General features: G+C 60.9%; 4 protein-coding genes and 1 pseudogene. All 5 read left to right on the top strand.

Annotated elements, in window-relative coordinates; translation table 11 throughout:
- Positions 1-288 (top strand): annotated as a pseudogene (locus BI292_RS16120) (precorrin-3B synthase); the annotation flags it as partial.
- Complete coding sequence (locus BI292_RS16115) at positions 281-907, top strand: precorrin-8X methylmutase (protein ID WP_101208442.1); 627 nt, start codon at positions 281-283, stop codon at positions 905-907. The pseudogene BI292_RS16120 and the gene BI292_RS16115, both read left to right, overlap by 8 nt.
- The gene (locus BI292_RS16110) at positions 907-1,638 is read left to right on the top strand and encodes a precorrin-2 C(20)-methyltransferase (RefSeq protein WP_092281546.1); all 732 of its coding nucleotides are present in this window, start codon (positions 907-909) and stop codon (positions 1,636-1,638) included. Before BI292_RS16115 ends, BI292_RS16110 begins: the two co-directional genes overlap by 1 nt.
- The gene (gene cobJ / locus BI292_RS16105; RefSeq protein WP_101208441.1) at positions 1,635-3,335 is read left to right on the top strand and encodes a precorrin-3B C(17)-methyltransferase; all 1,701 of its coding nucleotides are present in this window, start codon (positions 1,635-1,637) and stop codon (positions 3,333-3,335) included. The genes BI292_RS16110 and cobJ overlap by 4 nt, the downstream gene beginning before the upstream one ends.
- A gap of 311 nt (positions 3,336-3,646) precedes the next feature.
- Positions 3,647-10,747 carry a TcdA/TcdB pore-forming domain-containing protein gene (locus BI292_RS16100; RefSeq protein ID WP_101208440.1) on the top strand — a complete coding sequence of 2,367 codons (7,101 nt, stop codon included), beginning with the start codon at positions 3,647-3,649 and terminating at the stop codon, positions 10,745-10,747.
- The last annotated feature ends 10 nt before the right edge of the window (positions 10,748-10,757 follow it).

Raw genomic sequence — 10,757 nt, 5'->3', positions numbered from 1 at the left:
GGTTGCGCCAAAGGCCTGGCCGACACCAAGGGCGATGCGCTGCAACTGGCGGCGTTGCTGCAACAGCGCGGGCCAATCCTCGATGTGCACCTGTCCGGCTGCGCGCGTTCCTGCGCCGCCGCGCACAGTGCGCCAGTGACCTTGCTGGCGGTTTCACCGGGTCATTACGACCTCTATTTTCGCGATGCAACGCTGCCGGGATTCGGCGCATTGCACGCACGCAACCTTACTATTGAAGCGGTCGCGGTTTTGCTCGACGACCACTCACGGAGCCCCCTAGATGCTTGATTACATCCGCGACGGTCAGGAGATCTATCGCAACTCCTTCGCGATCATTCGTGCCGAGGCCAACCTGGCGCGCATTCCCGTCGACCTGGAAAAACTCGCTGTGCGGGTGATCCACGCGTGCGGCATGGTCGAGGCCATCGACGGTCTGCAATTCTCCGAAGGCGCCGGCAAGGCTGGCCGCGCGGCGCTGGCCGCCGGGGCGCCGATCCTCTGCGATGCGCGGATGGTCAGCGAAGGCGTGACCCGCGCGCGCCTGCCGGCGAACAATCAAGTGATCTGCACCTTGCGTGATGACAGCGTCCCGGCGCTGGCCCGCGAGTTGGGCAACACCCGTTCCGCCGCCGCGCTGGAACTGTGGCGCCCGCACTTGGAAGGCAGCGTGGTGGTGATCGGCAACGCGCCGACCGCGCTGTTTTACCTGCTGGAAATGATCGATGCCGGCGCACCCAAACCGGCGCTGATTCTCGGCTTCCCGGTCGGTTTTGTCGGCGCCGCCGAATCCAAGGCGATGCTCGCGGCGGACAGTCGCGGCGTGCCGTTCGTGATCATGCAGGGCCGGCTCGGCGGTAGCGCCATGGCCGCCGCTGCGGTGAATGCCCTCGCCACGGAGATCGAATGATGCAGCAACCTGGACGCTTGATCGGCCTCGGTGTCGGCCCCGGTGACCCGGAACTGATCACCGTCAAAGCCCTGCGCCTGCTGCGCGAGTCGCCGGTGGTCGCGTACTTCGTCGCCAAAGGCAAAAAGGGCAATGCGTTCGGCATCATCGAAGCGCACTTGCAGGAAGCGCAAAACCTGTTGCCGCTGGTTTACCCGGTGACCACCGAAGCGCTGCCGGCGCCGCTGTCCTACGAACAAGTGATCAGCGATTTCTACGACCGCGCCGCCGAGCAACTGGCCGAGCATCTGGACGCCGGGCGTGACGTCGCGGTGATTTGCGAAGGCGACCCGTTCTTCTACGGCTCCTACATGTATCTGCATGACCGTCTGGCCGAACGTTACGTCGCCGAAGTGGTGCCCGGCGTCTGCTCGATGCTCGGTGGCGCGTCGGTGCTGGGGTCGCCGCTGGTGTATCGCAATCAGAGCTTGTCGGTGTTGTCCGGCGTGTTGCCGCACGACGAACTGAAACGGCGGCTCGCGGATGCCGACGCGGCGGTGATCATGAAGCTGGGGCGCAACTTTCCCAAGGTGCGTCAGGTCCTCGAAGAACTCGGTTTGGCCGAGCGTGCGCTGTACGTCGAGCGCGCGACCATGGCCAATCAGAAAATCGTCGCGCTGGACCAAGTCGAGCCGATGTCCTCGCCGTACTTCTCGCTGATCATCGTCCCCGGTGAACGGTGGCAAGGGTGAGCGGCCGTCCTGCTCCGGCGATTGTCATCCTCGGCAATGGCAGCCTCGCCACCGCGCGACGGATTCAGCAGCGCTACCCTGATGCGATGATCCACGGGCTGGCCGGGCGCGTTGAAGGTGCTGACCAGAACTATCAGGAATTCGGCGCGACCCTGCGCGAACTTTATCAACAGGACACGCCGATCATCGCCCTGTGCGCCGCCGGGATTGTCATCCGCACGTTGGCGCCATTGTTGCTGGAGAAGGGCGCCGAGCCGCCGGTACTCGCCGTCGCCGAGGATGGCAGCGCCGTGGTGCCGCTGCTCGGCGGGCTCGGCGGGGTCAACCGGCTGGCGCGCGAAATTGCCGCGGCGCTGGAGGTTTCGCCAGCGATCACCACCAGCGGCGAATTGCGTTTCGGCACGTGCCTGCTCAACCCGCCGAGCGGTTACGCCTTGGGCGATCTGGAGTTGGGCAAGCGCTTCGTTGCCGATTTACTCAGCGGCGAAACCGTGCGCATCGAAGGCGCGGCACCGTGGCTGGCCGACGCGCAATTGCCGCAGGATTTGCAGGCGCGACTGGCGATTCATGTCGGGCATGCCGCGCGGCAAGCGGATGCCAATGAACTGCTGATTTATCCGCGTAATGTGCTGGTGGCGTTGACGGCGGGCTCGGCGCAAGCCATTCGCTCGGCGTTGCACGAGGCCAATATTGCCGTGCAATCGCTGGCCTGCTTGTTGGCCGATGAAAGCGACATGGCCAACCCGACGTTGCGCGAAGCGGCGCTGGAGTTGGGCGTGCCGCTGCGTTTCAACCCGCGCTCCGGCAGCGTGGTGGAGCTGGGCCGAAGCGCCGTGAGCGCGCCGCTGAGTGAAATCGCGGTCAACGATTCGCTGGCCATCGTGGTCGCAGCCGAACCGCTTGATCCGTTGCTGATCGGCCGTCCTCGCGGACGTCTCGCAGTGATCGGCCTCGGCCCCGGCGCTGCCGAACTGATGGTGCCGGCAGTCAAAGCCGAACTGGCGCGCGCCAATGACGTGCTCGGCTACGAAACCTATGTGCGCATGGCCGGGCCGTTCCGCGCCGATCAAGTGCTGCATTGCACCGACAACCGCGAAGAGATGCAGCGTGCCCGTCACGCCTTCGAACTCGCGGCGCAGGGGCGTTCGGTGGTGGTGGTGTCGTCCGGTGATCCGGGCGTGTTTGCCATGGCTGCGGCGGTGCTCGAAGCGTTGCACGAGTCGAGCGATACCCAATGGCACAACGTCGAGTTGGAGATGCTGCCCGGCGTCTCGGCATCGCTGGCCACGGCGGCCCAGGCCGGTGCGCCGTTGGGCCATGACTTTTGCGTGATGTCGCTGTCGGACAACCTCAAGCCGTGGTCGATCATCGAAAAGCGTCTGGACCTCGCCGCACAGGCTGACCTGGCGCTGGCGTTCTACAACCCGATCTCGCGTTCGCGGCCATGGCAATTGGGCCGTGCACTGGAGATCGTCGCGCAGCACCGCACCGCCGAAACGCCTGTGGTATTGGGGCGTGACATCGGCCGGCCGGGGCAGACGTTGCGCGTGACCACGCTGGGCCAATTGACCCCGGACCAAGTGGACATGCGCACCATGGTGTTGATCGGTTCATCCACTACGTGCGTGTTCCCGCGCGCCGGCGGCGGTGAGTGGGTGTATACGCCGCGCTGGTATGGCGACAAGCCTGGCAGTTGACGCAAAAAACCAACGCCTCTTCGGAGGCGTTTTTTTTGCTCTAATTTTTTGCACTTATTAGATGGCAAGTTGCCTTGGTCGAAGTTTCAAGTTGTGTAGACATTTGTTGAATATCTTTCGGGTTTGATAAGCGCGACCCAAGTAGTTAGTTTGGCGGCAGAGCAATTCCCGTCGGTCGAGTCGGATAGCCAGTTAACCAATCGCACTCAACTCTTATTTTCTGATGAACTTGTTCCAATCGTTGCCTTGCGGAGCTTGAATACTTCGCCTGTGCGTGAATGATTTGCTTTGTTAATTATGGATGCTCAATCATGAGTCAACAGGAAGTTGTAAGCGGTGATGAATACGTCGGTATTGCCGATCTATTGGAACGTTCGATGCTGGAGCGCGCACTTGAGCCTTATCAAAACAACGCACTGTATGACGCGATCTTTCGTTACTACGACGGTTGCATCGACGCGCCGGATGACCAGAGTTTGCAGCGTCCACTTGCGCTGTTGAAAGAAGCCCTGGCGACACTGTTGCCGCCAGTGCGCCGACGGCGTGGTTCCGAACAGTCGCTGCCGGCCGATGGCGGTGACGGGTCGATTGTCAGTATTCATCAGAAGGTCAGCGATTACGGCGAACGTGTTGCGACCAGTGTCGATACCCTCAGAAGCACGCTGCCCGCCGTCCCGAAGAAGTTGCACTTTGTGTGGCTCGGCGGCGGTGTCGGGGAAATTCAGCGTAATTACATCAAGGTCTGGGAACAGGTGATGGCGCGCGACGGCTATCAGATGATGTTGTGGTATGACGCCGACGCACTTCTTGCCTACGAAACCCACCGCGTCATCGTCCAGGCGGCCAAGGCCAGCGCAATGGCTGCGGGCGGCGCGACGCTTGCCGATTCAAGGGATTTGCGCAATTTGTACATCGAGCGGCTGATCCCGCTCAAAGAGCAGCTGTTCATCCATTTGCAGAGAGCGCAGGCCTCGGGCCGCAGTGCCGATGAGGCGCGCATCCAACTGTTGGTCCACGGTTATGGCCAGGATGAAGTTGCACTGCGGGCGTTGCGTGAAAAACATGCAAACAATATGGCCGCGATGCAAAGCAAGGATCTGCTGTTGCGCGACCTGAACAAAGTTGCCGGGCCGTTGCGGATGGCGGATATCTATCAACGCGAAGTTAATTTGCGTGGCAACTTTGCCGGGGCGTCGGACGTGGTGCGCGCTGAAGTTCTCTACATAGAGGGCGGGTTGTACAGCGATGTGGATAATCTACCGCCGCTACTGGAAAAAATCGGCGACGTAAATATCAGCCAGTTTGCCGAAGACGCTCGGCTGGGCGTCTTGCAATTGCTGTTGGATAACAACCCTGACTGGATGCCAGGTCGGCAAAAAGTTGCGCAGCGGTACACCCGTTATTTTGATTCGATTCCGCAGGAGCATCGGGCGGCACTTCTGACATTTGCGCAAAGTGCCCCGCAGTTGCACCAGGTTTTTCAATTGCCGGAGAACATTCTGGTACGGCCCGATGGTCTGCGTGCCGTGGCCGTCGGCGGCGCCGTCAGCAACAGTTATATGGCGGCCCACGCGGGTTCCAGATCGCTTGACGCGGTGATTGATCGTTACCTGGTCAACTACGAGGTTGTAAAAAATACCTCGCGGCGTGCGGTGGAGCAGAACATCAGTCCTGCGGATAATCCGGCCATGGCGAAGCTGGCATTGGCGGCGGCGGCCGAACTGTTCGGTCCGTTGCACGAACTGCCCGACATGGAGGAGTTCGCTGTCGACGAAATGGCCCAGGGAGCCGCCGATTATTACAGCGATGGGATTATTCCCGGCAGCGAAAGCACGATCTATCTGACCGGGCCAATCGCGATGATTGAAGGGGTCGGCGATTACGAGAAAAGCAACCTGACCCCGAGGTCCGCCGAGGAGCTGCGCCTGCTCATCGGCATCAAGGGCAACAGCGCCGTCAATCGGCAAACCGAAGAAGAACAGGACCATTCATGGAAGGAGCAGGCGCCGTCGTCCGATGAGTGGCTGGTGGCAGAACAGGCACGCTGGCAGGAGGGCAATTTCGAGGCGCGTTACAAGGGCGACCTCGCGCAATTACTCAACCGCCATAGCATCGAGTTCGACGCCGGATGGCCGTTGATTGAAGGCCGCCATGTGCTGTCCAGCGCCATCCTCCAACAGCTGCTCAATCACCTCGGCGAGCCATTTTTGCGGGCGATGAGTGAGGCCAGCGACGCCCTGGTGACGTTCGACACATTGTTGCCGCTGAGCTTTGATGATCGCCAGGCGATCCTCGCACAGGACACCAAGACGTTTGCGCCGGCGCCACCCAGCGACGCGACGACGCAAGGTCTTTCCATCATCGAAGTGCTCGAACGTCTTGCCAGTCAATCGCTGCCCATCGAGCAGCTGACTTCCGCTCAACGCTTGCAACTGGGCCAGTTGCTCGGCCTTGCCTCGCTGGACAATCGCAGCTTCGCCGCGGTTGCCGGCGAGCTCGACAACCTGGCCAATAAAATCAGCGATAAAGGCATTGCCGGCCGCTATGCCGTCATCGAGGAACAGCTGTTCAAGTACAAGTCGCCGCAGTTTCTCGCTGGGCTGAGCTCAACAGGCCGGCGCCCGGCGGAGCGCGGCGAAACGGCGTTGATGCTGAAGAAAAACGCGATCGAAAGTCCTCTGAGCCTGCATCAGTGGGGCGCCGCTGCGGCGCGTATACAGCAAATCGCGCGGGACGAGTTTCGTGAGCAACTGGTGGTGCGTGCCGGCGAACTGATGGACGGGTTTCATACCGGGACCACCAAGTTCGTGCCTCAGGATCTGTTGTTCGATGGTTTCGGCGACACCATCGGGCGGCGCTGCTATCCGCTGGTGCTGGCGATGGCGGCCGCCGTTGCTCAGGGCGACGCGGCCATCACCACGTTGCGCGAACGTTTTTTCATGAGCGTCGTGGCGCCTGAACAGAGCGATTCGCACACGTTCGTGCAGGCCATTCATGAGCTGCACAGTGTGCAAGAGCACGATGTCGGCAGCGTGCTGGCGCGCTCCACCGTCAGGCAGGTGGTGGATTTGCTGGCGTCGCGCACCAGCACCTGCACGTTGCTGCTCAACTCCGACAACCATTCGATGCTGATCGCTCGAACCTGGGACGGTGAGCACAGCACGTATCACTTCTACGATCCGAACCTGGGGATCATCGGGTTCAGCAATTCCGAAGACATGCACAGCGCGCTCAAAGGATTTTTCGAAGAGCGCGGCATGGCGGTTTTTTATGGCGCTTATGGCGAGCCGACTCAGCCGAGCTTCGATCTGATCGAATTGCAAGGTGCGCAGATTGCGAAAATCCAACTGTCCTCCGGCGTGCTCATCGAACAGGTGCTGCTGCCCGGTAACCTGGAGGGAATCCCCGCCGCCGATGTGCGCAATCGGCTGGCCAGCGCTCGAGGCGAATCGTTGTTGCACAACCCGAAACTGGGCAAGAGCCTGATGTCGCTCGACAGCCACTGGTGGGGCGAACAGATTACCCGGGCGAGCAACGACCTGCTGACTGCAAATGGGCTGACGCCCGACTTTATTCCGGTATTTGAAACCCTCGAGATCGCTCCCGACGGCGGCTACCACCTGACGTTGATCAAGCCGCAAAAACCCGGAGTCGCCGAGCAGACGATCCAGGTCAGCACCGACGATTCGCGCTTTCTGCGGATCAAAAACCACCTGACCGAACTGTTCGAAAAATTGACTGCGCGGCGCCTCAGTCCGCTCGACCCGACCGGTGCCGGGGCGGTGCACACGCTCAACGCCGGGTTTGCCATTCAGGCCTTGATGAACGCCTTGCGCGGTCGCGAGGGCGAAGCACGCAGTTTGACCCTGGCGGTGCGCCTGCATGCTTACGTCAACTACGCGCAATTGCTCCACGGTCTGGTCAGCGACATGGCCGGCATCGTCAATCTGGTACGCCAGGGATTGGCGCAAGAACGGCTGATTGCGCAGACCAGTTCGACGGCAGTCGGCGAAGCCTTCGGGCATGTGGCGGGTGAAGGCGTCGGCACGGTATTGGGGCTGGTCAATGTCGGGTTCGATATTTACCAGTTGAGCGAATCGGACAACGAAGCCGACGTCGCGCGATTCGGCACGCAACTGGCCTTCGACTCGGCGAGTGTGGTGCTTGGCGCAGCGGCCATGGGCGCAGGGTTGGCGTCGGCAGCCACGGCGGCAGGGTTTCTCGGCGGCGCGTCAGTCATCATTGGTGGCCTGGCGGTGGGTATCGGGGCGTTGGCCGAAGGCTTTTCCCAAGTGGCCGAGAGGTCGAAGCAGGTCGGGATATTTTTCCACGAACTGGACCAGGCCTATCGTGGCCCCGCTTTCACTTGGAACACGCACCAGAATGCCTGGCAGGCGCACCCCCGGCTGATGATCAAAGGCATCAACTTGCGTGATAGCCGGGTGTTCTACGACAGTCAGCGACTGTTCCCGTTGCGCGATCATTTTGGCGTGCCGGATTACGACGTGGATTACCAGCGAGCGATCAATGTGCGGCAAAGCCTGGGGCTACCGGGAACGAGCAACTTCGCGCCTGCGCCTGACGAGGTCATTATCCTGCCGTGCACACCGCAAACGTTTTACGGCTACGACTATCACTCGCTACCCTTCGCGCTGCAGCGCCATGACCTCGGTTTTGATGTCGCCCGTCGTCTGGAGAAGAAAAACGCGCAGGGCGAATGGCAATTTCTCTTCGCATTTTATTCGTTCCCGGGCGAATACATTGTTCAGGCGATCCATCCGGTATTTCAGCCCGACAGCCCGACAGTCATTCAAGTGGTGCTCGACGATGTGCCGCGCACACTGGTGGTGCCGATGCTGCTCAAGAGCTGGCAGGGGCAGATCGTTTATGAAATTGAAGCAGGTGATGCAGCGGGCCGGTTGATGCTCAATCAAGGCGTCAACGTGATGCTCAAATCGCAGTTGCCGAAAACCTTGCACTGGACACTGCTGGCGCCGTGGGCGACGGAAAGCGACGTGCAATTGCTCCCCGGCGCAGCGTTGAAAATTGGCGACGTGACTATCAGCTACAGCGGCAAAGCGCTCTTCGACTTCACTTTGCACCTGGCGGGCAACACCAGGTTTATCGTCGATCCGCGCCGCAAAGTGCTGATCCTTCAAGAGGCCGCCGAGCAGCCGGGCACGTCGGCACTTGCACTGCAAAAGCACTTCAAGGAATTGGCCCGCGAACATCGGCTGGAGCTGCCGTTTACCCCTGTGCACGAGTTTCTGGTGCCATTCGATGACCCGGCAGAGGAGCGCTTTACCACGGCCTATTACGATTCGGGCGAAGAGCGCTTTTTGTACATTCAGGACGACGATGCGTTGGTCCCGGAAAACCCGGTATTGGGCGCCGTGGTCGATGGCTCGGCCTATTTCTACCATCCGCAGGGTGTCGAGATTTACCAGACCGACGTGGTCAGCGGCCTGATCATCCATCGCTATCGCCTGATGCTGCGCCCGGCCGAATCGACCGTGACGCAGTGTGTTGCGGTGCCGGGCGGCGGGGTCAGGGTGGTGCAGCATTTTGCGCAAGACGGCCAAGGCTTGACCCTTGACTATCTGCTGACTGACGAAGGGGTGTTCCTGACCTCGCTGACGCGCGAAGTCGATCACACGCTCGAAGATATCCTCGGGCAAGCGCCATTGCTGGCTGACTGGAAATCCTTGCTGGGCGATTACGTTGCATGGCCGAACGTGCGTTCTGAATATCGTTTCGAAACATCAATCTGGCAATTGGCGGTGTTCGTTTCGATTCACTGGAAACCGGACGCGAACAGTTCCGACATGAGCTGGGTGCGCAGCAGCGATGGCCTGATTATTCGACCAATGCCGCCGCGTGGGCATGCGCGCGGCTGGGGGGATTCGGACAAGGATAAGAACCAGTCGAACCTGCTGGCGCCGGGCGGGACCGAGGGCAATGTGTTTGCCGTCTATACCCGTGACAGTCCGCGCCTGTGCGTGCAGCGCTGCGTGATTGTTGAAGAACAGGTTGCGGTGTCGATCGAATGGAAAACCGTGGCAGACCTGAAAAACGTGGTCGCGACCGAAGAGGGTTGCCTGGCCCTGACCGATAAAGGCCTGCTCTACGAGCTGACGGCGCAGGGCGAATTGCAACTGGCAGGGGTGAACGAAGTCTGGTTCAAGGAGCGCCCGCAATGGTGGGCGCAGCTGCCGGCGCTGGTGGCCGAAGCGCCTTTGAGCACGCTGACGCTGATCGGCTTGAGCAATGCCAGCGGCGATGCGCGGTTGTGCGCCTGGTATGTCGAAGGGCGCTTGCTGCTGGCGGATCTGAGCGGCGGCACGGCGGTGCGCTTGCTCGGGATTACCCCGGATAATGCCGGCGTGTGGTTGTTTGATGTCAGCCGTGGGCAGATTTGTCGGCAGGCATTTTTGCCCGAAGCGACATTGGCGGTGGCCTTTGGTGATGGTTCGCGATTGTTGGCGGCTGACGCGTTGCCGGCAGCGCAACCGCTGTGGACCGAATGGTTGTTCAGCGACGTCAAACGCTCGGGCGCCGGCCTGCTCGCCACGACCGTGGAAGGTTTGCAGATGCAACTCAACCACCAGGAGCCAGCGTTGCTGGTGGGCGTTGACCGTCAATGGGCGCGCGAACACGCCGCTGCGTTGGCCGAGCATCTGAAGGCGCTGGCGGCTGACTCGTCGCGATGCGCGCCGTTGCTGACGGTGGCGAGCGCGGGTGGCCAGCAATGGTTTGTCACAGGCACTGCACGCTTGTTTGCAGCCGCCAGCCTGGCCCATCCCGAAGTGACCGTTGCGGTGGGTACGCAACAGCAGAATAACGTGCTGTTGTTTGATGCTGCCGACGGATTGCTGCGCCGTTATCCGCTGCACGATGTGCTCGGGCCGCTCAGCTATCTCCAACGCGACGCCGAACTGCTGACGGTGGGCAGTGCGCAGGCGCTGGATGATCTGCTGCCGCTGATTCCCGATGATGTCAGCACGCTGATTCTGCGTTTGAGTGGCGAAGGCACGGTTTGCCAATTGTCGCAGGACGTCTGGCGTCGCCTCGAGTCGGTGATCATCGATTGCCGGCCGCCTCTGGGCAGCCCTGTGCCTGCACCGGTCAGGCTGGAATGGGCATTCCGTGCGCCGGAGCAATTGATTGTCAGCCTGGTAGATGAACACCTGGTGGTGCTCGATCCTGACACATGCCACAGCCTGATCTTCCGTCAGGTAAATGCGACAGATGTCGCGTTACGCGGGGAAGTGTTGCTGGCGATTCCGGGATATCAGTCATTTGCTATATCGACTTTAGTGAAGGCCTTTTTAGAACAAGGCCTACCGGCCTTTGCACTGCTGACAGCGTTACTACCTGCCGTGAAAGTTAAAACATTAGAAAGTCAACTCTGACTTTTTCTGG

The organism is Pseudomonas sp. 43NM1, assembly GCF_002836905.1.
In the GTDB taxonomy this organism is placed as follows: Bacteria; Pseudomonadota; Gammaproteobacteria; order Pseudomonadales; family Pseudomonadaceae; genus Aquipseudomonas; species Aquipseudomonas prosekii.
Note: the sequence above shows the minus strand (reverse complement) of the source record. Positions and strands in the feature narration are given on the sequence as shown.

Coding starts and splice junctions, on each gene's coding strand:
- BI292_RS16115 (WP_101208442.1), top strand. CDS start 281: ATGCTTGATTACATCCGCGACGGTCAGGAGATCTATCGCAACTCCTTC.
- BI292_RS16110 (WP_092281546.1), top strand. CDS start 907: ATGCAGCAACCTGGACGCTTGATCGGCCTCGGTGTCGGCCCCGGTGAC.
- BI292_RS16100 (WP_101208440.1), top strand. CDS start 3,647: ATGAGTCAACAGGAAGTTGTAAGCGGTGATGAATACGTCGGTATTGCC.